This is a genomic window from Saccharothrix sp. DSM 118769, from assembly GCF_052936295.1.
Genome location: NZ_CP193627.1, coordinates 2,263,065 through 2,285,874 on the forward strand (window position 1 = coordinate 2,263,065; position 22,810 = coordinate 2,285,874).

General features: G+C 75.7%; 25 protein-coding genes. 14 read left to right on the forward strand and 11 right to left on the reverse strand.

Annotated features, from left to right (window positions below):
- Window positions 1–86: 86 nt before the first annotated feature.
- The 9 genes from ACRAKJ_RS10670 (at window position 87) to ACRAKJ_RS10710 (ending at window position 7,211) form a co-directional block, all read left to right on the forward strand.
- Window positions 87–602 carry an HAD-IIIA family hydrolase gene (locus tag ACRAKJ_RS10670; RefSeq protein WP_438923195.1) on the forward strand — a complete coding sequence of 172 codons (516 nt, stop codon included), beginning with the start codon at window positions 87–89 and terminating at the stop codon, window positions 600–602.
- A complete protein-coding gene (locus ACRAKJ_RS10675; RefSeq protein WP_438923194.1) occupies window positions 599–1,591 on the forward strand; it encodes a glycosyltransferase family 9 protein in 993 nt (330 codons plus the stop codon). Before ACRAKJ_RS10670 ends, ACRAKJ_RS10675 begins: the two co-directional genes overlap by 4 nt.
- Window positions 1,588–2,466: a glycosyltransferase gene (locus ACRAKJ_RS10680; RefSeq protein ID WP_438923193.1), complete on the forward strand. Its 879-nt coding sequence runs from the start codon at window positions 1,588–1,590 to the stop codon at window positions 2,464–2,466. The genes ACRAKJ_RS10675 and ACRAKJ_RS10680 overlap by 4 nt, the downstream gene beginning before the upstream one ends.
- Window positions 2,463–3,710 (forward strand): glycosyltransferase, encoded by a 1,248-nt coding sequence (locus ACRAKJ_RS10685; RefSeq protein ID WP_438923192.1) that lies wholly within the window; start codon window positions 2,463–2,465, stop codon window positions 3,708–3,710. Before ACRAKJ_RS10680 ends, ACRAKJ_RS10685 begins: the two co-directional genes overlap by 4 nt.
- Entirely contained in the window at window positions 3,707–4,282 is a 576-nt protein-coding gene (locus ACRAKJ_RS10690; RefSeq protein ID WP_438923191.1) for an SIS domain-containing protein, read from the forward strand. Before ACRAKJ_RS10685 ends, ACRAKJ_RS10690 begins: the two co-directional genes overlap by 4 nt.
- The gene (rfaE2, locus tag ACRAKJ_RS10695; RefSeq protein ID WP_438923190.1) at window positions 4,279–5,697 is read left to right on the forward strand and encodes a D-glycero-beta-D-manno-heptose 1-phosphate adenylyltransferase; all 1,419 of its coding nucleotides are present in this window, start codon (window positions 4,279–4,281) and stop codon (window positions 5,695–5,697) included. Before ACRAKJ_RS10690 ends, rfaE2 begins: the two co-directional genes overlap by 4 nt.
- On the forward strand, window positions 5,697–6,380 hold the full coding sequence (locus ACRAKJ_RS10700) for an SDR family NAD(P)-dependent oxidoreductase (protein ID WP_438923189.1): 684 nt from the start codon (window positions 5,697–5,699) through the stop codon (window positions 6,378–6,380). Before rfaE2 ends, ACRAKJ_RS10700 begins: the two co-directional genes overlap by 1 nt.
- Before the next feature lie 106 nt (window positions 6,381–6,486).
- Window positions 6,487–6,672, forward strand: coding sequence for a hypothetical protein (locus ACRAKJ_RS10705; RefSeq protein WP_438923188.1), 186 nt, complete (start codon window positions 6,487–6,489; stop codon window positions 6,670–6,672).
- 29 nt (window positions 6,673–6,701) lie between these two features.
- Window positions 6,702–7,211, forward strand: a complete 510-nt coding sequence (locus ACRAKJ_RS10710) for a DUF6328 family protein (protein ID WP_438923187.1) — start codon at window positions 6,702–6,704, stop codon at window positions 7,209–7,211.
- A gap of 470 nt (window positions 7,212–7,681) precedes the next feature.
- Here ACRAKJ_RS10710 and ACRAKJ_RS10715 read toward each other — a convergent pair whose 3' ends face one another.
- Window positions 7,682–8,854, reverse strand: a complete 1,173-nt coding sequence (locus ACRAKJ_RS10715; RefSeq protein ID WP_438923186.1) for an alcohol dehydrogenase catalytic domain-containing protein — start codon at window positions 8,852–8,854, stop codon at window positions 7,682–7,684.
- Window positions 8,855–8,939: 85 nt separating this feature from the next.
- On the opposite strand from ACRAKJ_RS10715, the gene ACRAKJ_RS10720 reads away from it, so the two are divergent.
- Complete coding sequence (locus ACRAKJ_RS10720; RefSeq protein WP_447008923.1) at window positions 8,940–9,761, forward strand: SDR family oxidoreductase; 822 nt, start codon at window positions 8,940–8,942, stop codon at window positions 9,759–9,761.
- Window positions 9,762–9,806: 45 nt separating this feature from the next.
- On the opposite strand, the gene ACRAKJ_RS10725 is transcribed toward ACRAKJ_RS10720, so the two are convergent.
- Entirely contained in the window at window positions 9,807–10,202 is a 396-nt protein-coding gene (locus ACRAKJ_RS10725) for a ChaB family protein (RefSeq protein ID WP_447008924.1), read from the reverse strand.
- A 60-nt stretch (window positions 10,203–10,262) separates the two neighbouring features.
- Here ACRAKJ_RS10725 and ACRAKJ_RS10730 point away from each other — a divergent pair, with 60 nt between their 5' ends.
- Window positions 10,263–11,627 carry an aldehyde dehydrogenase family protein gene (locus ACRAKJ_RS10730; protein ID WP_447009097.1) on the forward strand — a complete coding sequence of 455 codons (1,365 nt, stop codon included), beginning with the start codon at window positions 10,263–10,265 and terminating at the stop codon, window positions 11,625–11,627.
- 87 nt (window positions 11,628–11,714) lie between these two features.
- On the opposite strand, the gene ACRAKJ_RS10735 is transcribed toward ACRAKJ_RS10730, so the two are convergent.
- Complete coding sequence (locus tag ACRAKJ_RS10735) at window positions 11,715–12,137, reverse strand: Rid family hydrolase (protein ID WP_438926913.1); 423 nt, start codon at window positions 12,135–12,137, stop codon at window positions 11,715–11,717.
- A gap of 91 nt (window positions 12,138–12,228) precedes the next feature.
- Between ACRAKJ_RS10735 and ACRAKJ_RS10740 the strand changes: the two genes are divergently transcribed.
- On the forward strand, window positions 12,229–12,729 hold the full coding sequence (locus ACRAKJ_RS10740; RefSeq protein WP_438926914.1) for a MarR family transcriptional regulator: 501 nt from the start codon (window positions 12,229–12,231) through the stop codon (window positions 12,727–12,729).
- 58 nt (window positions 12,730–12,787) lie between these two features.
- Here ACRAKJ_RS10740 and ACRAKJ_RS10745 read toward each other — a convergent pair whose 3' ends face one another.
- Together ACRAKJ_RS10745 and ACRAKJ_RS10750 are read right to left on the reverse strand one after the other, a co-directional pair.
- Window positions 12,788–13,390, reverse strand: a complete 603-nt coding sequence (locus tag ACRAKJ_RS10745) for a response regulator (protein WP_438926915.1) — start codon at window positions 13,388–13,390, stop codon at window positions 12,788–12,790.
- Window positions 13,387–14,535, reverse strand: coding sequence for a histidine kinase (locus ACRAKJ_RS10750; RefSeq protein ID WP_438926916.1), 1,149 nt, complete (start codon window positions 14,533–14,535; stop codon window positions 13,387–13,389). Before ACRAKJ_RS10750 ends, ACRAKJ_RS10745 begins: the two co-directional genes overlap by 4 nt.
- Window positions 14,536–14,643: 108 nt before the next feature.
- Here ACRAKJ_RS10750 and ACRAKJ_RS10755 point away from each other — a divergent pair, with 108 nt between their 5' ends.
- Together ACRAKJ_RS10755 and ACRAKJ_RS10760 are read left to right on the forward strand one after the other, a co-directional pair.
- Entirely contained in the window at window positions 14,644–15,555 is a 912-nt protein-coding gene (locus ACRAKJ_RS10755; RefSeq protein WP_438926917.1) for an ATP-binding cassette domain-containing protein, read from the forward strand.
- Window positions 15,552–16,280 carry an ABC transporter permease gene (locus ACRAKJ_RS10760; protein ID WP_447008925.1) on the forward strand — a complete coding sequence of 243 codons (729 nt, stop codon included), beginning with the start codon at window positions 15,552–15,554 and terminating at the stop codon, window positions 16,278–16,280. The genes ACRAKJ_RS10755 and ACRAKJ_RS10760 overlap by 4 nt, the downstream gene beginning before the upstream one ends.
- A gap of 50 nt (window positions 16,281–16,330) precedes the next feature.
- On the opposite strand, the gene ACRAKJ_RS10765 is transcribed toward ACRAKJ_RS10760, so the two are convergent.
- From ACRAKJ_RS10765 to ACRAKJ_RS10790, 6 genes are all read right to left on the reverse strand, one after another.
- Complete coding sequence (locus ACRAKJ_RS10765) at window positions 16,331–17,614, reverse strand: UDP-glucose dehydrogenase family protein (protein ID WP_447008926.1); 1,284 nt, start codon at window positions 17,612–17,614, stop codon at window positions 16,331–16,333.
- The gene (locus ACRAKJ_RS10770; RefSeq protein WP_438920776.1) at window positions 17,572–18,462 is read right to left on the reverse strand and encodes a glycosyltransferase family 9 protein; all 891 of its coding nucleotides are present in this window, start codon (window positions 18,460–18,462) and stop codon (window positions 17,572–17,574) included. Before ACRAKJ_RS10770 ends, ACRAKJ_RS10765 begins: the two co-directional genes overlap by 43 nt.
- Window positions 18,459–19,463, reverse strand: a complete 1,005-nt coding sequence (locus ACRAKJ_RS10775; RefSeq protein WP_438920775.1) for a glycosyltransferase — start codon at window positions 19,461–19,463, stop codon at window positions 18,459–18,461. The genes ACRAKJ_RS10770 and ACRAKJ_RS10775 overlap by 4 nt, the downstream gene beginning before the upstream one ends.
- Complete coding sequence (locus ACRAKJ_RS10780; protein WP_438920774.1) at window positions 19,460–21,073, reverse strand: carbamoyltransferase C-terminal domain-containing protein; 1,614 nt, start codon at window positions 21,071–21,073, stop codon at window positions 19,460–19,462. Before ACRAKJ_RS10780 ends, ACRAKJ_RS10775 begins: the two co-directional genes overlap by 4 nt.
- A gap of 46 nt (window positions 21,074–21,119) precedes the next feature.
- Complete coding sequence (locus ACRAKJ_RS10785; RefSeq protein ID WP_438920773.1) at window positions 21,120–22,046, reverse strand: NAD-dependent epimerase/dehydratase family protein; 927 nt, start codon at window positions 22,044–22,046, stop codon at window positions 21,120–21,122.
- 178 nt (window positions 22,047–22,224) lie between these two features.
- Window positions 22,225–22,740, reverse strand: a complete 516-nt coding sequence (locus tag ACRAKJ_RS10790) for a winged helix-turn-helix domain-containing protein (RefSeq protein ID WP_438920772.1) — start codon at window positions 22,738–22,740, stop codon at window positions 22,225–22,227.
- Window positions 22,741–22,810: the final 70 nt, after the last annotated feature.

The window sequence follows — 22,810 nt, forward strand, 5'->3', positions numbered from 1 at the left end:
ACACATGGCCGCTCCCGTAGGGGTGACTGTGAGTAGCGCTTCACCGTCACGCGTTTGGTTCGCTCCTCGCCGGCTAACTCTCCTCTGTGGACCAGTACCCCGACGCGGTTCTGTTCGACCGCGACGGCACGCTCATCAAGGACGTGCCCTACAACGGCGACCCCGCGAAGGTCGAGCCGATGCCCGGTGCCCGCGAGGTGCTGTGCCTGCTCAGGGCGCACGGCGTGCGCACGGGCGTGGTGAGCAACCAGTCCGGTGTCGGGCGCGGCCTCATCACCGAGGAGCAGGTGGCCGCCGTCAACGCGCGCGTCGAGGTGCTGCTGGGCCGGTTCGGCACGTGGCAGCTGTGCCCGCACGCCCCGGAGGACGGGTGCTCGTGCCGCAAACCGTTGCCGGGCATGCTGATCAGGGCGTGCGAGGCGCTGGGGGCGCGCCCGGAGCGCACCTACTTCATCGGCGACATCGAGGCGGACGTGAAGGCCGCGCTGGCGGCCGGCGTCACGCCGATCATGGTGCCCACCCCCGTGACCCTGGCCGACGAGGTCGACCGCGCGCCGCACACGGCGCCCGACCTGCGCAGCGCCCTGGCGATGGTCCTATGAGGACGATCGTGGCCAGGCTCGACAGCGACGGCGACGTGCTGCTCGCGGGGCCGGCCGTCCGGGCCGCCGCGCACGCGGGCGAGGTCGTGCTGCTGTGCGGGCACGCGGGCGCGCAGGCCGCCGAGCTGCTGCCGGGCGTCGACCGGGTCGTGCGCTGGGACTGCCCGTGGATCGCCGCGCCCGCGCCCGAGGTGCGCACACCGGACGTGGAGGGTGTGGTGGCGCTGCTCAAGGGCGTCCGCGCCGACGTGGCGCTGGTCCTCACCTCGTTCCACCAGAGCCCGCTGCCGCTCGCGCTGCTGCTCAAGCTCGCCGGCGTGCCGAAGGTCGTCGCCCGGTCGATCGACTACCCCGGCTCCCTGGTGGATGTCAGGCTGCGCGACGACCCGGACGTCCCGGAGGCCGAACGCGCGCTGGAGGTCGCCCGCGCCGCCGGCTTCGAGCTGCCGCCGGGCGACGACGGCCGGCTCGCCGTGAAGCCCCCGCCGGAGACCGACCAGGTCGGCCCGTACGTGGTGGTGCACCCCGGCGCGTCCGTGCCCGCCCGCGCCTGGTCGCCGGACCGGTGCGCCGGGGCGGTCGCCGCCCTCGCCGCCGCCGGGCACCGGGTGCTGGTCACGGGCGGGCCCAAGGAGACCGAGCTGACCAGGCACGTCGCCGGCGACCACGGCGTCGACCTCGGCGGTCGCACGACGTTCGCGCAGCTCGCCGGGGTGCTGGCCGGGGCGGACGCCGTCGTGGTCGGCAACACCGGCCCGGCGCACCTGGCCGCCGCCGTCGGCACGCCGGTGGTGTCGCTGTTCGCGCCGGTCGTGCCCGCCGTCCGCTGGGCGCCGCACGGCCGGCGCGTCCTGCTGGGCGACCAGCACGCCCCGTGCCGGGGCTCACGCGCTCGCGAGTGCCCGGTCGCCGGGCACCCGTGCCTGAACACGGTGACGCCCGACCGGGTCGTCGCCGCCGTCTCCGAACTGGTGGGGGTGCGGACGTGAAGATCCTGCTGTGGCACGTGCACGGGTCCTGGACGAACGCGTTCGTCCGGGGCGGGCACGAGTACCTGATAGCCGCCCCGCCGCGGGGCATCGGCCTCGCGGGCCGGGACTGGCCCGCCGCGCGGGAGGTCGACGTCGCCGACGCGGAGGCCGACGTGGCCGTGCTGCAACGGCCCGAGGAGATCGGCTGGGTGCCCACCGGCGTCCCCGTCGTGTACCTGGAGCACAACACGCCCAAGCACCCCAACCAGCCGCACCCGCTGAAGGACTGGCCGGGCACGATCGTGCAGGTCACGCACTTCAACGACCTCATGTGGGACTGCGGCGACACCCGCACGGTGGTGATCGAGCACGGCGTCGTCGACCCCGGCCACCGCTACACCGGCGACCTGGCCCGCGCGGCCGTCGTGGTGAACGAGCCGGTGCGGCGCGGGCGCGTGGTGGGCACCGACCTGCTGCCGCGCTTCGCCGAGGCCGCGCCGCTCGACGTGTACGGCATGGGCACCGAGCAGCTCGGCGGGATGGGCCGCGGCGACCACGACCTGGACTCGCTGCACCGCGAGCTGGCCCGCCGCCGCGCCTACGTGCACCCCGTGCGGTGGACCTCGCTGGGCCTGTCGCTGATCGAGGCCATGCACCTGGGGATGCCCGTGGTGGCGCTGGCCTGCACGGAGGTGGTGCGTGCCGTGCCGCCCGAAGCGGGCGTGGTGTCCACCGACGTGGAGGAGCTGGTGCGCGGCCTGCGGGAGCTGGTCGCGGACCCCGCGCTGGCCGTGCAGCGGGGCAAGCAGGCCAGGGAGTTCGCCCTGGCCCACTACGGACTGGACGCCTTCCTGGGGGCCTGGGACCGGTTGCTGACAGGAGTGAGCGGATGAGGATCGCGATGGTGTCGGAGCACGCCAACCCCCTGGCCGCCCTGGGCGGTGTCGACGCGGGCGGGCAGAACGTGCACGTCGCCGCGCTGTCGGCCGAGTTGGTGGCGCTCGGGCACGACGTGGAGGTCTACACCCGCCGCGACGACCGGGGGCAGCCCGAGCGGGTGCGCACCGAGCAGGGCTACGAGGTGGTGCACGTGCCGGCGGGACCGGCGCGCGCCGTGCCGAAGGACGAGCTGCTGCCGCACATGGGCGAGTTCGCCCGGTTCCTGGAGCGGTGCTGGACCGAGCGGCGCCCCGACGTCGTGCACGCCCACTTCTGGATGTCCGGCCTGGCGTCGGTGCCGGCCGCGCGCCGGGCGGACGTGCCGGTCGTGCAGACCTACCACGCCCTGGGCACGGTCAAGCGCCGCCACCAGGGCTCCGACGACACCAGCCCGGCGCAGCGCATCGGCATCGAGCGGATGATCGGCCGCGAGGCCGACCTCATCGCCGCGACCTGCGAGGACGAGGTGGCCGAGCTGGTCCGCATGGGCGTGCAGCGGTCGAAGGTGGCGGTCATCCCGTGCGGCGTGGACCCGGTGCGCTTCCACCCGGAGGGGCCCGCCGCCGCGCGCGGCCGGCTGCACCGGGTCGTGTCGGTCGGCCGGCTCGTGCCGCGCAAGGGCTTCGCCGACCTGATCACCGCGCTGCGCTCGCTGCCCGACGCCGAGCTGGTCGTGGCGGGCGGCCCGGCGGACGTCGCCTCCGACCCCGAGGCGCGCCGGCTGCTCGACCACGCCGACCGGATGGGCGTGCGCGACCGGCTGCGGCTGGTCGGCCGGGTGTCGCGGGACGACATGCCCGCGCTGCTGCGCTCGGCCGACGTGGTGGCGTGCGTGCCCTGGTACGAGCCGTTCGGCATCGTGCCGCTGGAGGCCATGGCCTGCGGCGTGCCGGTCGTGGCCAGCGCGGTGGGCGGCCTGACCGACACCGTCGTGCACAACGTGACGGGCGTGCTGGTGCCGCCGAGGGAGCCGCTCGCGCTGGCCCGCGCGCTGCGCTCGCTGCTGGCCGACCGGGCGCGCCGCGAGGCGTTCGGCATCGCGGGCTCGGACCGCGTCGCCGCCCGGTACGCCTGGCACCGGATCGCCGAGGACACCGAACGCGTCTACGAGCGGGCGACCGCGAACCGGACCACCGCGGGTCGGACCACGGGTCGGACCACCGCGGGCCGCGCCGTCGCCGTGGGAGGAACCCGATGAGCGTGGAAACGCACCTGGACGGGCTGGCGAGATCGCTGGCCGCGCTGCGCGCCCAGGCGCCGAGGCTGACCCGCTGGGGCGGCCTCCTGGCGCGCCGGCTCGGCGACGGCGGGCGGCTGCTCGCCGCGGGCAACGGCGGCTCGGCGGCCGAGGCGCAGCACCTGACCGCCGAGCTGGTCGGCCGCTTCCGGGACGACCGGAAGCCGTTCTCCGCCATCGCGCTGTGCGCGGAGTCCTCCAGCGTCACCGCGATCGGCAACGACTACGGCTACGACCAGGTGTTCGCCCGCCAGGTCACCGCGCACGCCCGGCCCGACGACGTGGTGGTGCTGCTGTCCACGAGCGGGCGCAGCCGGAACCTGCTGGAGGCCGTGTCGGCGGCCCGCGAGGCGGGCGCCCACGTGTGGGCGATGACGGGCCCCGCGCCGAACCCGCTGGCCGACGCCGTGGACGAGGTGCTGGCGCTGCCCGGCGAGCCCGCGAACGTGCAGGAGGCGCAGCTGGTCGCCGTGCACGCGCTGTGCGCGGCGTTCGAGGCGGCGCTGCCCGCCGGTCTGCGGAGCGCGTCGTGAGGCTGGTCGTCGTCGGGGACTGCCTGCTCGACGTGGACGTCGTCGGCACGGCGGAGCGGCTGTGCCCGGACGCGCCCGCGCCCGTGCTGGACGTGTCCGCCGAGCACGTGCGCCCCGGCGGGGCGGGCCTGGCGGCGGCCCTGGCGGTCGGTGACGGGCTCGACGTGGTGCTGGTCGCCGCGGTCGCCGACGACGCCGACGGGCACCGGTTGCGCGACGCGCTGGCCGGCGTGCCCTCGGTGCTCGGCCCGACGACCGCGGCCACCCCGGTGAAGACGAGGCTGCGCTGCGACGGGCACTCGATCGCCCGCGTCGACCGGGGCGGCGGCCCCGGCGAGCACCGGGTCACCGACGAGATGCTGGACGCGGTGCGGTCCGCCGACCTCGTGCTGGTCTCCGACTACGGGCGCGGTCTGGTCCGCGACGAGCGGCTGCGCGCCGCGCTGGCCGACGTCCCCGCGGTGTGGGACCCGCACCCGCGCGGTCCGGCCCCGGTGCCCGGCGCTCGGCTCGTCACGCCGAACGAGGCCGAGGCCAGGGCGTTCAGCGGGTGCGCCGACGCCGAGGACGCCGCGGCGGCGCTGCGCGAGCGGTGGCGGGCCAGGGCGGTCGTGGTCACGCGCGGCGCGGACGGGGCCCTGCTGCACGGCGGCGGCACGCCGGTCGCGGTGCCCGCGCCCCGGGTCGCGGTGACCGACCCGTGCGGCGCGGGGGACCGGTTCGCGGTGACCGCCGCGGCGGGGCTGCTGGCGGGCGTGCCGCTGGACGAGGCGGTGGCGCGCGCGGTCACCGCGTCGGCGGACTTCCTGGCGCGCGGCGGCGCGGCCGGGTTCGCCGAGCGCGCCGCGCGGGCGACCGGGACCTCGACGGGACCCGCCGGCATCCCCGCGGCGCGCGTCGGCGGCTCGCGACCCCCCGGGGTGCTCGCCTCAGGGGCGCCTGCCTCAGGGGTGCCTGCCGATGGGGCGCCGGCCGACGGGGTGTCGGTCGCCGAGGCGGTGCGCGCCCGGGGCGGGGTCGTGGTCGCCACCGGCGGCTGCTTCGACCTGCTGCACGCGGGCCACGTGCGCACGCTGCGCGCCGCCCGGTCGCTGGGCGACTGCCTGGTCGTGTGCCTCAACTCCGACTCGTCGGTGCGCCGCCTCAAGGGCCCCGACCGGCCGGTCACCCGCGAGCAGGACCGGGTCGAGGTGCTGCGCGCGCTGGACTGCGTGGACGACGTGCTGGTGTTCGAGGACGACACGCCGGAGCGGCTGCTGGCCGACCTCCGGCCGGACGTCTGGGTCAAGGGCGGCGACTACACCGAGGACTCGCTGCCGGAAGCCGACCTCGTGCGCGGGTGGGGCGGCCGCACGGTCGTCGTGCCCTACCACCGGGGTCGGTCCACCACCGAGATGCTGTCGAGGAGGGGCTGATGCTGGGTCAGGTGCTGGTGACGGGCGGCGCGTCCGGGTTGGGCGCGGCCGTCGTGCACGCGGTCCACGAGCTGGGCGGCACGCCGCTCGTGCTGGACAAGGCCGCGCCGTCGTCGCCCGAGGTCGCCGACTTCGAGTCGGTCGACCTGTCGGACACCCGGGCGGCGGAACGGGCCGTGAAGGCCATCGCCGAGCGCAACGGCGGCCTGCGGGCCGTGGTGACGGCGGCCGGGACCGACGCGTGCGGCAGGCTCGACGAGGTGTCCGCGACCGACTGGGAGCGGGTGGTGATGGTCAACCTGCTCGGCACCGCGGCCGTGGTGCGGGCGGCGCTGCCGCTGCTCGGCGACGGCGGCCGGGTGGTGACCATCGCGTCCACGCTCGGCATCAAGGCCGTCAGCGACGCCACCGCCTACTGCGCGTCGAAGTTCGGCGTCGTCGGCTTCACCCGCGCGCTCGCCGCCGAGACCGCCGGCCGCGTCGGCGTGACGCTGGTGATCCCCGGTGGGATGCGCACGAGGTTCTTCGACGACCGCGAGGAGCAGTACCGGCCGCCGGACGACAGCAAGCTCAACCCGCCCGAGCGGGTGGCCGACGCCATCGTGTTCGCCCTGCGCCAGCCCGAGGGCTGCGAGGTGCGCGAACTCGTCGTCGCCCACGCGGAGGAGGGTTCGTGGCCGTAGCCCCGGGCCGGGCACCGGCCGGGCGATCGACCTGCCGCGGCGGTTCCGGTCCCGCTACGGGTCGGAGCCGCCGCACCGGCTGTTCGCGTTCGACTCGGCGGGCATCGTGACCGCGCGGGCCCTCGCGATCGGCGGTCCCGGCCCGGCGGGCGTCCTGGAGCCCGCGCGGCTGCGGCCGACGACGCCGGGTGGACCGCTGCCGGGCGGACCGCCGCCGGGCGAACCGCTGCCCGCCACGCCGGACCACTTCCGACCGGTGTTCCCCGTTCACCGCCACGCCATGCGGGGTTAACCGTGTCGGACGACGGGTATGTGGTGGCCGTGAGCCAGGCAGAAGAGTCCCACCAGCGAAGACTTGCCCGCAACCTGAACGAGCTGTTGCAGGAGCTGCGGGTGGCGCAGGCAGGCGTGCAGATCCTGTTCGGTTTCCTGCTGTCCATCGCGTTCACCGACCGCTACGCGTCCGCGGACACCTACATCCGGGTGACGCACCTGATCACGATCCTGTTCGCGGCCCTGTCGGTGGCGCTGCTCACGGCCCCCGCCGCCTGGCACCGCATCCTCTTCCGCCGAGGCAGGCGCGAGGACGTCATCGAGGTCGCGAACCGGTTCGCCATCTGGGGCATGGCCAACCTCGCGGTCGCCATGACCGGCACCGTGCTGCTGCTCGGCGAGGTCATCATCGGCAGCCCGTGGGCGATCCTGCTCGGCGTCGTCGCGGCGCTCCTCTTCGGCAGCCTGTGGTTCTTCCTCCCGATCCGGGAGCGCAACCGCGACTCGGCCGGGGCGGAGGACGACGAGCCCGAGGACGACGAGGACCGCGGGGAGTGACAGCGGGGAAGTGGTGACGACGGGGAGCGGGTGACGGCGGGGGCGGCCCGATTCGTCGGTGTCGGTGTGCGGGCTGCCCACCGGCTTCGACTGGGACGAGCCCCGCTGGCGCAGGTAGACGCCGCGGGCCTGGCAGCCGGCCCCGGACACGCGCCGGCCCACCGCCAACTCGCGCAGGAACAGCACGTCGTCGCCGACGCGCACGCGGGCCGCGTCGCCCCGCACCTCCACCTCGCGCACCTCCCCGCCGGGGAGGTCCAGCGCGGCGCGGTCGACCCCCTCGCGCGCCCGTTCGGTCAGCAGCCCGCAGGCGCGCGAGGTGTCGCCGGAGGCGACCGCGGACGTGAACTCGCCCACGGCCCGCCCCACCGGGTCCTCGCTGCCCGAACCGCACCCGGCCACCGCGAGCCCGGCCACCGCGAGCACCGCCGCCGGCGCGCGCACCGCGCGGATCACGGCCGACCCCCGCGTCACGGCCTCAGGAGCACCTTGATCGCGTTGTCCTGCTTCTTCTGGAAGATCTCGTACGCGTGCGGCGCCTCGTCCAGCGCCATGTGGTGCGTGGCGAAGGTGTCCACGCCCAGCGGGTCGTCGTCGGTCAGCAGCGGCAGGATCTCCGGCACCCAGCGCCACACGTTCGCCTGGCCCATGCGCAGCTGCACCTGCTTGTCGAACAGCGTCAGCATCGGCATCGGGTCGGCCATGCCGCCGTACACGCCGGACAACGAGATCGTGCCGCCGCGCCGCACGATGTCGATGGCCAGCCGCAGCGCGTGCAGCCGGTCGACGCCCGCGGTCGTCATGAACTTCGCCGCGATGGCGTCCGGCAGCAGCCCCACCGCCTGGTGGGCGAGCTTCGCGACCGGCGCGCCGTGCGCCTCCATGCCCACCGCGTCGACCACGGCCTCCGGGCCGCGCCCGTCGGTCAGCTCGCGGATGTGGTCGACCAGGTTGCTGTCGCGCACGTTCAGCACGGTCACGCCGTGCTTGCGGGCCCGCTCCATCCGCTCGGGCACCAGGTCGACGCCGATGACGGTGCCGACGCCCCGGTGCTGGGCGATGCGGGTGGCCATGTCGCCGATCGGCCCGAGGCCGAGCACGACCAGGGAGTCGCGGGCGTCCGCGTACTCGACGGCCTGCCACGCGGTGGGCAGCACGTCGGACAGGAACACGAACCGGTCGTCCGGCGGGCCGTCCGGCACCTTGATCGGCAGCGTGTTGCCGAACGGCACCCGCAGGTACTCGGCCTGCCCGCCCGGCACCTGCCCGTACAGCTTGGTGTAGCCGAACAGCGCCGCGCCCGACCCCTGCTCGCGCACCTGCGTCGTCTCGCACTGCGACTGCAACCCCTGCGAGCACATGAAGCACGTGCCGCAGGAGACGTTGAACGGGATCACCACCCGGTCGCCGGGCTTGACCGCGGTGACCTCCGGGCCCACCTGCTCGACCACGCCCATCGGCTCGTGCCCCAGGATGTCGCCCACGTCCAGGAAGGGACCCATCACCTCGTACAGGTGCAGGTCTGACCCGCACAACCCGGTCGAGGTGATCCGCACGACCACGTCGGTGGGCTCCTTCAGCTCCGGGTCGGGCACGGTGTCCACGCGCACGTCCCGCTTGCCGTGCCAGGTGACGGCCTTCATCGGTGCTCCTCTCGGCCCGCTGCGGTCCCCCGAGGCGTTCCCCCGGCGGCGTGTGGCAAACACGGACGGGGGTACCCGCGCGGCCATGGAGGCACCTCTTCCCCAGGACCGCGCCGGCACGCCGCTGCGAGCGGTGGTGACCGGCGCCGACTCCGGCATCGGCAAGGCGATCGCGGTGGCCCTCGCGGGCGGCGGCGTGGACGTCGGCATCACGTTCCACCAGGACGCCGAGGGCGCCGAGGACACGGCGGCGCAGGTGCGCGACCGCGGCGCGCGGGCGGCCGTGCGACAGGTCGACCTGGCCGACCTGCCCGCCGCCGCCGACGTCGTGGACGAACTCGCCGACGAGCTGGGCGGCGTCGACGTGCTGGTGAACTGCGCGGGGACCGGCAGCGCGCAGAAGGCACTGGACATGGACCTCGCCACGTGGCGCTCGGTGCTGGCCGTCGACCTCGACGCCGCGTTCCTGTGCGCCCAGCGCGCCGCCCGGCGCATGATCGCCGCGGGCAACGGCGGCCGGATCATCAACATCACGTCGGTGCACGAGCACCAGCCGCGGGTGGGCGCGGCGCCGTACTGCGCGGCGAAGGCCGGCCTGGGCGCGCTGACGAAGGTGCTGGCGCTGGAGCTGTCCGAGCACGCCATCACGGTGAACTCGGTGGCGCCGGGCGAGATCTCCACGCCGATGACCGGCCAGGAGGACGTGGACCCGCGTGAGCAGTCGCGGCCCGGTGTGCCGCTGGGCCGCCCCGGCCACGCGGCCGAGGTCGCGGCGGTGGTGGCCTTCCTGGCCACCCCGGCGGCCGGCTACGTGACCGGGGCGTCGTTCGTGGTCGACGGCGGCATGACGCTGATGGGCCCGCAGGCCAGCCCGCTGCTCGGCGACCACGGGTGGCGCGAGCCCTAGGCGGGCGGGTGGCCCGTCCCCGGGACGGGCCACCCGACGCGCCGCCTAGGAGCGGGCCTTCGCCGTCTTGCGGTCGTTGGCCTTCCGGAGCGCCTCGACCAGCTCCTGCTTCGTCATGGTCGAGCGGCCCGGCACGCCCAGCTCCTTGGCCAGGTCGTAGAGGTGGGCCTTGCCGGCGTTGGCGTCCACGCCGCCCGCGGTCTTCCCCCGCTTCGGGGTGCTGCGGGCGGCCTGCTTGTCCGACGGGCCCTTCTCGTCCTTCGGTTCCCAGTGGTCGCCGACCTTCTCGAAGGAGTGCTTGAGCGCGGAGAACGCGGTGCGGTGGGAGCGCTCGCCCTCGCCGTAGGTCTCCACCGCCGAGTCGTGCGCCTTGATCCAGGTCCGCTGCGCCTTCTTCGACGAGCGGGCGACGGTGCTGGGCAGCTCCTGGCGTCCGGGCATGGCTCCTCCTCGCACGTGGTTTCCCCTGCGCCGCACGGGTACCCAGCCCGCATGACGGACATGCGCGTGCCGACCCTCGACGTCCACAGCCCGCTCGACGGCCGGTTGGTCGGCCGCCCGCTCACCGCCACGCAGGAGGACGCGGCCGGTGCCGTCCTGACCGCCCGCGCCGCGCAGCCCGGGTGGGCCGCCACGCCCGCCGCCGAGCGGGGCGCCGCGCTCCGGGCCGCAGCCCGCGCGGTCCGCGACGCCGCCGACGACCTGGCCGCCGCCGTGCGGGCCGAGACCGGCCGGCCGCTCGCCTCCGCGCGCGAGGGCGTGCTGGCCGGCGCGTCCACCCTGGAGCAGTACGCCGAGCTGGGCCCGGTCCACCGTGGACGGTCGCTGCTGGGCTCGGCCGACGCCACCGACCTGATGGTGCCCGAGCCGCGCGGCGTGGTGGTGGCGTTGACGCCGTGGAACGACCCGGTCGCGGTGGCGTGCGGCCTGCTCGGCGCGGCCCTGGTGACCGGCAACGCCGTCGTGCACAAGCCCAGCGAGCGCTGCCCGCACACCGGCGCGCTGCTCGCGGAGCTGATGGTGGAGCACTTCCCGCCGGGCGTGCTCCAGGGCCTCACCGGCGCGGGCGACGTGGGCGCCGCGCTGGCCGCCTCGCCGCACGTCGACGTCGTCGCGCACGTCGGCGGCACCGCGACCGGCCGGTCCATCGCCGCCGCGTGCGCCCGGACCGGTGCGAAGGCGCTGCTGGAGAACGGCGGCAACGACCCGCTGCTCGTGGACGCGGACGTGGACCCGGTGTGGGCGGCGGGGCAGGCGGCGCTCGGCGGGTTCACCAACGCGGGCCAGCTGTGCACGTCCGTGGAGCGCGTGTTCGTGCACCGGGACGTCGCGGACGAGTTCCTGGCGGCGCTGTGCGAGGAGGCGCGCCGGTGGAACGCCGACCCGCAGCCCTTGGTTGACCGCGTGCACCGCGAGCACGTGCACGCGCACGTCGTCGAGGCCCTCGCCGACGGCGCGGAGCCGCTGGTGGGCGGCGAGGTGCCCGACGGCGAGGGCGCGTTCTACCCGGCGACCGTGCTGGCCCGCTGCACGCCGGACATGCGGGTGATGCGGGAGGAGACGTTCGGGCCGGTGGTCCCGGTGCGCGTGGTGCCGTCGTTCGAGCAGGGCCTGGCCGAGGCGTGCGTGGACGAGCACGGCCTGGCCGCGACCGTGCTGACCGGGTCGATGGCCAACGCGCAGCGGGCGTGGCGGGCGCTGCCCGTGGGCACGGTGAAGGTCAACGCGGTGTTCGGCGGCGCGCCCGGCGGCGCCGCGCAGCCGCGCCGGGCCTCGGGCAGCGGTTTCGGCTACGGGCCCGAGCTGCTCGACGAGATGACCGCGGTGAAGGTCGTCCACGTCGAGCCGGCCCGGCCGAGGGGCTAACGCCCCTGGGGTCCCGTCAGCCTCCGGAGTCCCGTCAGCCCCCGGAGTCCCGTCAGCCCCCGGAGTCCCGTCAGCCCCGGGGTCCCGTCAGTCGCCGTGCCCGACGACGGCGGTGACGCGGATCTCGACGCGCATCCCCGGGAGGCCGAGGGCGGCCACGCCGAGCTGGGTCCAGATGGGCGCGCGGTCGCCCGTGCGCGCGCGGAACTGCTCCACCATGACGCGGTTGTGGTCCTCGCCGATGGAGTCGGGGGAGGCGGGGACGTGGTACGAGTCCACGGCCACGACGTCGCGCCAGGTGGCCCCCGCCTCGGCGAGGGTCCGCTCGACGTTGTCGAAGGCGAGGGCGATCTCGTCGGCCAGGGCCTCGGGGAAGACCAGGTCGTCGTCGCAGCCGGCCTGGCCGGAGGTCTCGACCCGGTCACCGATCCGGACGGCCTGGTGGTAGTGCATCCGCGCCAGCTGGGTGTCGCCGTAGCCGGGGGTGGCGAAGAACGTCGGCCCGCTCATGGGGGTCCTCTCGGTTGACTTCACGTGTGAAGTAAACGTAGCACGCTTTCGCTTCACGCGTGAAGTCATGGCCGCTCGGTATCGTGCCGCCATGGCCACCACCGCAACCCCGGAGCCCGGCGGGGACGCCCCGGACGAGCAGCTGTGGCTGGACGCGGCCGAGAAGGAGGCGTGGACCGGGCTGGTCTCGCTGGTCCTGCTGCTGCCGGGACGGCTGGAGGCGCCGCTGCACCGCGCGGCCGGGCTGACCCTCTTCGAGTACCTGACCCTCAGCCACATCTCCGAGGCCCCGCGGCGGCGGCTGCGCATGAGCGAACTGGCCTACCTGGCCAACGGCTCCCTGTCGCGGCTGTCCAACGTGGTCAAGCGGTTCGAGCAGCGGGGCTGGGTGGAGCGCTCGCCCGACCCCGACGACGGCCGGTACACCCTCGCCGCCCTCACCGACGCCGGCTACGAGGTGGTCGTGGCCGCCGCGCCCGAGCACGTGCGCTCGGTGCGGCGGTTCGTCCTCGACCCGCTCACCGCCGCCGACCAGCAGGCGCTGGCCCGCATCGCCGCCAAGCTGCGGGTGCGCCCGGTCGACCTGGCCTGAGACCGGGCCCGGGACCCGGCCCGAGACCGGGACCCGGCCCGGGACCGGGCCCGCGCGGTCAGATCCAGCCCTCGTCCCAGGCCAGCCGCGCCGCCTCGTAGCGGGTGCTCACGCCGAGCTTCGTCATCGCCGACGACAGGTAGTTGCGCACCGTCCCGGCCGCCAGGTGCGCCTCCGCGGCGATGGCCGCGACCGTGCCGCCGCCCAGGGCGTGCCGCAGCACGTCCAGCTCGCGCGCGGTCAGCGGGCACGTGCCCTCGGTCAGCGCGGCGGCGGCGATCTCCGAGTCCACGTACCGGCGGCCCGCGTGCACGTCCCGCAGGATCGACGCGAGCTGCGCGGCGGGCGTGGTCTTCGGCACGAACCCGCGCACGCCCGCGCTCAGCGCCCGCCGCAGCACGCCGGGCCGGGCGTGCCGGGTCACGATCACCACCGCCACCCCGTCCAGCGACCGCACCGCCTCGGCGGCGAGCACCCCGTCCCGGCGCGGCATCTCCAGGTCGAACACCGCGATGTCCGGCCGGTGCTCGCGCACCGCGGCCACCGCCGCCTCGCCGTCGCTGACCTGCGCCACGACCGAGATGTCGTCCTCCAGCTCCAGCAGCGCCACGAGCGCGCCCCGGATCAGGTCCTCGTCGTCGGCCAGCACCACCCGGATCACCGGCCCACCGCCGCCGTGCCGACCAGCTCGAACCCGTCGCCCGCGCGGTCGGTGCCGACCCGCCCGCCGACCGCGGCGAACCGCTCCCGCAGGCCCGCGAGCCCGGAGCCCTGCCCGCCCGGACCCGTGCCCCCGGACCCCGCCTCCTCCGGGCCGACCCCGTCGTTGCGCAGCCGCACGCACGCTCGGCCGTCCACCACGGTGATCACCACGTCGCAGCGCCGCGCCCGGCTGTGCCGCAGCACGTTCGTCGTGCCCTCCCGCACCAGCGCGCCGAACAGCGGCTGCAACGGCGGCGGCACGTCGACCGCGTCCCCGGTCACGGCCGTCTCGATGCCCGCCGCGCGCAGCACGCCCACCGCGTTCGCGATCTCCAGCCCGAGGCTGGCCCGCCGGTAGCCCTGCACCACGTCGCGCGTCTCGCGCAGCGCCGTGCGCGCCAGCTCGGCCACCTCGCCCGCGTGCTGCCGCGCCAACCCGTCGTCGCGGCCGATCAGCCGCTGCGCCAGCTCGCCCTTGAGCGCGATGGCCTGGAGGTGGTGGCCCTGGATGTCGTGCAGGTCGGCGGCGAACCGCAGCCGCTCCTCGGCCACCGCCAGCGCCTCGGCCGTGCTGCGGGCCCGCTCCAGCTGCTGCGCGAGGTCCCAGATCCACAGCTGCGCCAGGTCGGCGGCCACCAGCGTGACGATCATGATGACGGCCAGCACCACCGCCGCGCCGCGCTCGGCGCCGCCGAACACCGCGCCCGCGGCCACCGTCAGGGCGCCGGCGAGGACCACGACCGGCCACCGCGCCCGGGCCGGGAGCGTCGCCGCGACGTGCGCGATCACCAGGCCGGGCAGCATCGCCCAGCCCACCAGGAACCCGCCCTCGTTCGCCATCACCGACCACGCGGCCAGCGCCACCGCGAACGTCGCCGCGTGCTCCCACAGCCGCCCCTCGCCCCGGCCCAGACCGCCCATCGCCTGGTGCAGGTAGCGGGTGTGCTGCACCACCACGACCACCACGGCCAGCGCCAGCAGCGCGGACCTCACCGGCCCGTAGCCGTTGACCACGAGGTCGAGCCCGGTGCCGACGGCGACGACCACGCCGCCCGTCACCACCGTCCACCACGTGTAGTGCCGCAAGCGGCGCAGACCGGTCACGGGGCGAATGTACGAGCCGGGGCGCACGGCTGTCTGCTGACATCTGTCACGAGCACCGGTGCGCCGCGGCACTACCGGGCGCGCGGGGGGCCGCCGAGCATGGTCACCATGAGGGACACGGTGATCGAGGTGATCGGCCTGAGGTGCCGCTACGGCGCCTTCGAAGCCGTCCGGGGGGTCGACTTCGAGGTCGCCGGGGGCGAGCTGTTCGCGCTCCTGGGGACGAACGGCGCGGGCAAGACCACGACCATGGAGGTGCTGGAGGGGCTGCGGGCGCCCTCGGCAGGCACCGTGCGGGTGCTGGGCGGCGACCCGGTGCGCGACCGCGCGGCGCTGCGGCCCCGCACCGGGATCATGCTCCAGGACAGCGGCTTCCCGGCCGACCTGACCCCGGCGGAGCTGGTCGCCCTGTGGGGCGGCGTCAGCGGTCGCCGCGCGGTGCGCGACGTGCTGGAGCGGCTCGACCTGGGCCACCGGCGCGACGTGCGGGTCAAGCAGCTCTCCGGCGGCGAGCGCCGCAGGCTCGACCTGGCCCTCGCCGTCCTCGGCCGGCCCGAGCTGCTGTTCCTGGACGAGCCCACCACCGGCCTGGACCCCGAGTCGCGCAAGCGCACGTGGGACGTGGTGCGCGAACTGCTCGCCGACGGCACGACCGTCGTGCTGACCACGCACTACCTGGAGGAGGCCGAGACCCTCGCCCACCGGCTGGCGATCATGCACGAGGGCGTGGTCGCGGTGTCCGGCACGGTCGAGGAGGTGCTGGCCGCGCACCCCGCGCGCATCGCGTTCGACATGCCCGAGGGGCTCGACGTGAGCGCCCTGCCCATGCTGACCGGCGACGTGCTGCACCGGCCGCACGGCCGCGTCGAGGTGCGCACCGCCGAACTCCAGGACGACCTGGCCTCGCTGCTCGCGTGGGCCTCGTCGGCCGGCCTCCGCCTGGGCCGCGTCCGCGCCCACCACGCGTCCCTCGAAGACGTCTTCCACGCCGCCCGCACGACCGCAGGAGCCGCCGCGTGACCACCACGACCTCACCCCTGGGCATGGTCACCGCCCTGGGCACCGCGGAGCTGAAGCTCCTGCTGCGCAACCGCACCGCCGCCACCCTGGCGTTCCTGCTGCCCCTGGCCGGTGGCGCCTACTTCGCCCTGGTGAAGCCCGGTGACGGCGGCTGGGCGGCGGCCATCGCGTTCCAGCTCCTGTTCACCCTCGGGTTCACCGTCTACCTCACGGCGACCACGGCCCTGACCGCCCGCCGCCAGGACCTGTACCTCAAGCGGCTGCGCACCAGCGCCGCGTCGGACGCCGTCGTGCTCGCCGGCCTCCTGCTGCCGGTCGTCCTGCTGGCCGTGGCGCAGACCGCCCTGCTGCTGGGCGTCAGCTTCGCGGCGGGCGCGCCGTGGCCCGAGCGGCCCGGCCTGTTCCTGCTCGCGGTCGTCGGCGGCGCGGCGATGTCGTGCGCGGTCGCCGTGCTGACCAGCGGCGTGACGTCCACGGCGGAGATGGCCCAGATCACCACGGGCCCCTACTTCGTCGCCCTGGTGTTCGGCAGCGTGGTCGCCACGGCGGGCGAGGTGGACGACTGGGTCGCCTTCGTGCCGGGCGGGGCCGTCGGCCTCCTGGTCCGCGCCGCCTGGGGAGGCCCGACCGGCCAGGTCGTCCTCGCCCTCGTCTCCCTGGTCCTCTGGACCGCCGCCGCCCACGCGGCCTCGACCCGCCTCTTCCGCTGGGACCCCAGGACCTGACCCGGGACGCCCGGTGGCGCGGCGCCGCCCGGCACCGCGCCACCGGTCGCTCAGGCGGCCTGCCGCCCCAGGGTGACCAGGCGGAACCCGGCCTCCGCCACCTTGTCCGCCGGCAGCAGGTTGCGGGTGTCCACGATGACCCGGCCGGGCATCGCGGCGGCCAGGTCGGACCAGTCCAGCTCGGCGAACTCCGGCCACTCGGTCAGCACCACGACCCCGTCCGCGGCCTCGGCGGCGGCCTCGGCGGAACCGGTCACCCGCACCGGGCCGCAGTCCCGCGCCACGCACGGGTCGAAACCGGTCAGCACGGCGCCCTCGGCGGCCAGCAGCTCCGCCACGGCCAGGGCGGGGGAGTCCCGCAGGTCGTCGGTCCCGGCCTTGAACGTCAACCCCAGCAGCGCCAGCCGCGCACCGCGCAACGGCCCCACCGCGTCGCGGACCAGCCCGACGACGCGCTCCGCCTGCCGGCGGTTGGTGCCGATGGTGGCGCGCAGCAGGGAGAAGTCGACACCCACCGCGTCCGCCGTGGACAGCAGCGCGCTGGTGTCCTTGGGGAAGCACGACCCGCCCCACCCCGGACCGGGTTCGAGGAACGCCGACCCGATCCGGTCGTCGAGCGACATGCCCTCGGTGACGTCGGAGATGTCCGCGCCGACCCGCTCGCACAGCTCGGCCAGGCTGTTCACGTAGGACAAGCGCATCGCCAGGAAGCAGTTGCTGGCGTACTTCACCATCTCGGCGCTCGCGCTGTCGGTGACGATCGCGGGCGCGCCCGTCCCCTCGTACAGCTCGGCCACCCGCACCGCCGCGTCGCGCGCGCCGCCGTCGCGCGGTCCCGGCGCGCCGACCACGACCCGTTGCGGGCGCAGGAAGTCGTCGACGGCGTGCCCCTCGCGCAGGAACTCCGGGTTGGACACCACGGGCTGGTCGACGACCGCCGCCACCCGCTCGGTGGTCCCCGCCGGCACGGTCGACTTGATCACGATCACGCAGTCCGGCCCGACCTCCTCCCGCGCCTCCTCCAGCACCGCGTGCACGAACGACAGGTCCGCCTCGCCGTCCGGCCCGGTGGGCGTCGGCACGCACACGAACACGAAGTCCACACCGGACAGCGCGGGCCGGTTGCCGAGCACGAACCGCAGCCGCCCCGACGCCAGCCCGTCGGCGACCAGCTCGGCCAACCGGGGCTCGTGCGCGCCCACCTCCGCCCGCGACAGCGCGGACACCTTCGCCTCGTCGACGTCGGCGCACACCACGGTGTGCCCGAGCCGCGCGAAGCACGCCGCCGTGGTCAGCCCGACATAGCCGGCGCCGACGACTCCGATCCTGGCCACGGTCCACCTCCCAGCAGTGCGCGTGCCGCCGCCAGCACGTCTCCCACACCGATCTTCAGCAGCCCGGGGTCGGGCCGGTCGGCGAACGTGTCGCCGGTCGTGCCGTGCCACAGCACGTGGTGCGGACCCGACCGGGGCCCCCACAGGGCGGGCGGCACGGGCCCGAACAGCACGACCGACGGGGTGCGGTAGGCGGTGGCGACGTGCGCCACGCCCGTGTCGCCGCACACCACGAGCCGCGCGCCCGCCACGAGGTCCAGCAGGCCGCCGAGGTCGCCGACCCGGGTCCGGCCCCGCCCGACCGCCCGCACCAGGGCCGCCTCGGACGGGCTCCCGGTGACGACGACGTTCGGCCCCAGCTCCCGCACGACGGCCGCGTACCGGGCGGCGGGCCACCGGCGCGACCCGTGCGACGCGCCGGGGTGCACGACGATCGCGCCGGTGCGCGGGCGCGGCGGCAGGTGCAGGTCGGCGGGGTCGCACGCGATGCCGAACTGCGCGAGCAGCCGGCACCACCGCACCACCTCGTGCTGCCGCTCGGCCCACGGCACGTGCGCGCCGTGCGTGATGAGCCGCTGCGGCCGGGTGGCGCGCAGCAGCTCGGTGCTCTCCGGTCCGCGCCCGTGCAGGTTCACCGCCAGGTCGGGCGACTCGTACTCGATCGGCACGAGCCCCTCGGTGGGCAGCAGCACGTCGACCGCGTCGATCCGCGCCACCGCGTCGGCCAGCCAGCCCGGCGCGGCCAGCGTGATCTCCGCGTCCGGGTGCGCCCGCCGCAGCCCGCGCAGCGCCGGCACGGCCGTCAGCAGGTCGCCGAGGCCGAGGGCGCGCAGCACGAGGATCCTCATCGCGACACCGCCCGGGGTCGGGGCGCCGTCGCGAGCGCGTCCGGCCGCACGGGCTCGGCGCCGCGGTGGCGCAGCTCGCCGCGCAGCCGGTGCAGGCAGGCCGCGGGCGGGATGGCCGCGCTGGTCACCACCATCCGGGCCACCTCGTCGGCGGTGCGCGGTCCGGGCGCGATGCGCTCGACGGCGAACTTCGCGGTGAGCCCCGCCCACGCGCCGCCCAGCGCGAGGGCCGCCCCGCGCCACCCGAGCAGCCCGCACGCGACGGCCAGCACACCGGCCCCGGTGGTGACCGCGTGCCGGCGCAGCAACCCGGGGGCGCCGCCGATCGCCTCCCGCCAGCCGGGGCCGAGCAGCCGCCGCATCAGGGCGTCGTCGGCGTTGCCGCGCTGCTGGCGCAGGCTGGCGAGGAAGTCCGACCCGCGCACCGGGTGCACGGTCACCCGCTCGCCGGTGACGATGCGGTAGCCGTGCCGCTGCACGCGCAGCGCCAGTTCGGCGTCCTCCCGGTAGGCGCGCGGGAACCGCTCGTCGAAGCCGCCCGCGTGGGTGAGCGCCGCCCGCCGGTAGGCCATGTCCGCGGTGATCCAGCGGGCGTCGGCCAGCCCGGCGGTGCCGCGCTCCCAGTCGGTGGGCCTGCGGTCCTCCGGCAGCGGCACGGTGATCCGCGCCTGCGACGCGCCGACGTCGAGCCCCAGGTCCTCCAGGTCGGCGACCAGGCGCGCCTTCCAGTCGCGCGGCGGCAGCACGTCGTCGTCCAGGAACGCCACCCACTCGCAGCACGCCGCGCGCCACCCGGCGTTGCGCGCGGCGGCCGGGCCGCGCCCGCCGGTGCGCAGCAGCCGCGCGCCGTGCGTGGGCGGCAGCGGGCCGGGTTCGGGCCGGTCGTCCACCACGATCACCTCGCGCGGCGGCGGGCCGGAGCCGTGCTCCAGCGCGTCGAGCACCCGGGTCAGGCTCTCCCGGCCCATCGTCGGGATGACGACCGCGTAGTCGACGCTCATCGCCGCACCACGAACGGTCCGATGGCCAGCAGGTCGACCGGCGCGGAGCCGAAGCACTCCAGCGCGTCGCGCGGGTCGTCGACCATGGGCCGCCCCGCCGTGTTCAGGCTGGTGTTCACCACCACCGGCACGCCGGTGAGCCGGTCGAACTCGGTGAGCACGCGCGCCATCAGCGGCTCGGTCGCCGGGTCCACGGTCTGCACGCGCGCCGTGCCGTCCACGTGCACGACGGCCGGGATGCGGTCCTTCCACCCCTCCGCCACGTCGTGCACGAACAGCATGTACGGGCTGGGGAACGGCCCGCGCGAGAACAGCTCCCGCGCCCGGTCGGCGAGCACCATCGGCGCGATCGGCCGGAACTGCTCGCGCCCCTTGACCTCGTTGAGCCGGGCCAGGTTCTCCGCCCGCCCGGGGTGCGCGAGCAGCGAGCGGCGGCCCAGCGCGCGCGGCCCGTACTCGCTGCGGCCCTGGAACCAGGCGACCACCTGGTCGTCGGCCAGCGCCTCGGCGACGGCGACCGCCACGTCCTCCGGCTCCTCGTACCCGATCTTGGCGTTGTCGAGGTACTCGCGGATCTCGTCGTCGGTCCACGAGCGGCCCAGGTCCGCGCCCGGCATCGGGGCGGCCGGCTCGCCGGAGTCCGCCACGACCGACAGGGCGGCGCCCAGCGCCGTGCCCGAGTCGCCGGCGGCGGGCTGCACCCACACCTCGTCGAACGGCCCCTCGGCGAAGATCCGGGTGTTGGCCACGCAGTTCAGCGCCACGCCGCCCGCCATCGCCAGCCGCTTCTGCCCGGTGCGCTCGTGCAGCCAGCGCACCTGGTCCAGCAGCACCTCCTCGACCCGCACCTGCACGCTCGCCGCCAGCTCGGCGTGCTCGCGCGTCATCTCCTCGTGCGGCTCGCGCTTCTTGGCCAGCGTCGACCAGTTCAGCGGCATCACGGCGAACCCGCCGTCGTCGGTCGCGTACACGTGCTCGCGCAGCAGGTCCAGGTGCACCGGCTTCGCGTAGGAGGCCAGCGCCATCACCTTGTACTCGTCGCTGGAGCGCAGGAAGCCCAGGTGCTCGGTCAGGTCCTCGTAGAACAGGCCCAGCGAGTGCGGCAGGTGCTGCGCGGCCAGCGTCTCCAGCCGGTGCCCCCGGTAGCTGCCCGCCAGGTGCGAGCGGCACTCGCCGCGGCCGTCGTTGACCAGCACCGCGCAGTCGCCCGCGAACGGCGCGGCCAGCGCCGCCGACGCGGCGTGCGCCACGTGGTGCGGCACGAACCGCACGATCGCCGGGTCGAGGCCGGGCAGCGCGGTGGCCAGGAAGCGCGGCGCGCGCCGGGCGTACTCGGTGCGCAGGTCCTCCCAGGGCACGTCGCTGGGCTCCACCAGGTCCGGGTCGTAGGAGTAGGCGACCGCGTCCAGGTCGGCGGGGGTGAGCCCCGCGCGTTCCAGGCACCACCGGGCCGCTTGTTCGGGCTGCTCCCACGCGGAGAACGGCACCGGGCGCTTGCCGTGCTTGCGCCGCGAGAACCGCTCCTCCTCCGCTGCGGCGACCACCTCCCCGTCGACCACGAGGGCCGCGGCGGGGTCGTGGAAGACCGCGTTGATGCCGAGCACGCGCACGGCGTTCCCCTTTCGTTGCTGTCCGGAGTCGTGGTGGGGTGGGTCGCTACCCGACGAGGTGCCGGTCGAACGACCGCCGCAAACCCTCGTCCAGCGGGATCTCGGGCTGCCAGCCGAGCAGGTCGCGGGCCAGCGAGATGTCCGGGCGGCGGCGGCGCGGGTCGTCGACCATCGGCTCGACGTGCCGCACCCCGGAGTCGCTGCCGGTGATCTCGACGACCCGGCGCGCCACCTCCAGCACGGTGACCTCCTCCGGGTTGCCCAGGTTGACCGGTCCCGCGTGGTCGCTGTCGGCCATCGAGAGCAGGCCGCGCACCAGGTCGTCCACGTGGCACAGCGACCGGGTCTGGGTGCCGTCGCCGTGCACGGTCAGCGGCTCGCCCGCCAGGGCCTGCCGGAAGAACGTCGGCACCATCCGGCCGTCGTCCGGGCGCATCCGCGACCCGTAGGTGTTGAAGATCCGCACGATGCCCGCGTCGATGTCGTGCTGGCGGCGGAACGCGCTGGTCAGCGCCTCACCGAAGCGCTTGGCCTCGTCGTAGGTGCTGCGCGGGCCGATCGGGTTGACGTTGCCCCAGTACGTCTCGCGCTGCGGGTGCTCCAGCGGGTCGCCGTAGACCTCGCTGGTGGAGGCGATCACGATCCGCGCGTCCTTGCGCCGCGCCAGTTCGAGGGCGTGCAGCGTGCCGAAGCCGCCGGTCTTGAGCGTGCCGACGGGGTCGCGCAGGTAGTCCGCGGGCGACGCCGGGCACGCCAGGTGCAGGACCAGGTCGACGTCGCCGAGCAGGTCCAGCGGCCGGGTCACGTCCATCGCCACGACACCCAGCCGCGCGTCGTCGGGCAGGTTGTCCGGGGAACCGGTCGAGAAGTCGTCCACGCAGACGACACGCGTGCCGCGCTTGAGCAGCGCCTCGCACACGTGCGACCCGAGGAACCCGGCCCCGCCCGTCACCACCGCGCGTTCGAATGCCATGCGGTTGGCCTACCCGGCAGGAGCCGGTGTAACCACCGGGTTCGCGGGTGACACCCGCCGGTGTCGGCGACGGCGCAGGTGGACGCGGTGCGTGACCGCTCCGCGTCACCGCCCCGCACGGCCGCCCCGCATGGCCGCTCCGCATGGCCGCTCCGCGTGACCGGGGGCCGCGGCGGGGTCAGCCCGCCAGGGCGTCGCGCTCCACCACGACGTCGCCCACGTCGTCCACGCGGTAGCCGACGCCGCGCACGGTCGTGATCACCGAGGCGACGTCGCCGAGCTTGCGCCGGATGCGCCGCACGTGCACGTCCACCGTGCGGGTGTCCGCGAAGCTCGTCGTGCCCCACACGCGCGCCATGAGCGCCGTGCGCCGGTGCACCTGCCTCGGGTGCGCGCACAGGTGGTGCAGCAGGTCGAACTCCAGCCTGGTCAGCTCCACCTGCGCGCCGCGGACCAGCACGCGCCGCGAGTCGGCCAGGACGCGCAGCCGCGGCTCGACCCGCTTCACCGGCAGGTCCACCACCACCGTGGCGTCGGGTCGCGCCGGGCCGGTCGCGCCGTCGAACACGGCGTCGAACGCGGACCGGATCGCCTCCGCCAGCCGTCCCGCCGCGTCCGCCGCCCCGGTCGCGGGCGCGGACAGGCGCAGGACGACCGTCACCTCGACGTCCGTCACATCAGGGGATGCCCTCACGGGGTGATCGGACCAGTGCGGGGTGACGCGGGTCAACGCCGTCCGGTGCGTGGGAGCCGTTGACAACGGG

What these genes read in the sequence shown, in the direction of transcription:
- ACRAKJ_RS10720 (WP_447008923.1), top strand. Translation starts at nt 8,940, where the DNA reads ATGGAGGCACCTCTTCCCCAGGACCGCGCCGGCACGCCGCTGCGAGCG.
- ACRAKJ_RS10735 (WP_438926913.1), bottom strand. Translation starts at nt 12,137, where the DNA reads ATGAGCGGGCCGACGTTCTTCGCCACCCCCGGCTACGGCGACACCCAG.
- ACRAKJ_RS10715 (WP_438923186.1), bottom strand. Translation starts at nt 8,854, where the DNA reads ATGAAGGCCGTCACCTGGCACGGCAAGCGGGACGTGCGCGTGGACACC.
- ACRAKJ_RS10690 (WP_438923191.1), top strand. Translation starts at nt 3,707, where the DNA reads ATGAGCGTGGAAACGCACCTGGACGGGCTGGCGAGATCGCTGGCCGCG.
- ACRAKJ_RS10770 (WP_438920776.1), bottom strand. Translation starts at nt 18,462, where the DNA reads ATGAGGATCCTCGTGCTGCGCGCCCTCGGCCTCGGCGACCTGCTGACG.
- ACRAKJ_RS10685 (WP_438923192.1), top strand. Translation starts at nt 2,463, where the DNA reads ATGAGGATCGCGATGGTGTCGGAGCACGCCAACCCCCTGGCCGCCCTG.
- ACRAKJ_RS10785 (WP_438920773.1), bottom strand. Translation starts at nt 22,046, where the DNA reads ATGGCATTCGAACGCGCGGTGGTGACGGGCGGGGCCGGGTTCCTCGGG.
- ACRAKJ_RS10730 (WP_447009097.1), top strand. Translation starts at nt 10,263, where the DNA reads ATGCGCGTGCCGACCCTCGACGTCCACAGCCCGCTCGACGGCCGGTTG.
- ACRAKJ_RS10775 (WP_438920775.1), bottom strand. Translation starts at nt 19,463, where the DNA reads ATGAGCGTCGACTACGCGGTCGTCATCCCGACGATGGGCCGGGAGAGC.
- ACRAKJ_RS10755 (WP_438926917.1), top strand. Translation starts at nt 14,644, where the DNA reads ATGAGGGACACGGTGATCGAGGTGATCGGCCTGAGGTGCCGCTACGGC.
- ACRAKJ_RS10725 (WP_447008924.1), bottom strand. Translation starts at nt 10,202, where the DNA reads ATGCCCGGACGCCAGGAGCTGCCCAGCACCGTCGCCCGCTCGTCGAAG.
- ACRAKJ_RS10740 (WP_438926914.1), top strand. Translation starts at nt 12,229, where the DNA reads ATGGCCACCACCGCAACCCCGGAGCCCGGCGGGGACGCCCCGGACGAG.
- ACRAKJ_RS10700 (WP_438923189.1), top strand. Translation starts at nt 5,697, where the DNA reads ATGCTGGGTCAGGTGCTGGTGACGGGCGGCGCGTCCGGGTTGGGCGCG.
- ACRAKJ_RS10675 (WP_438923194.1), top strand. Translation starts at nt 599, where the DNA reads ATGAGGACGATCGTGGCCAGGCTCGACAGCGACGGCGACGTGCTGCTC.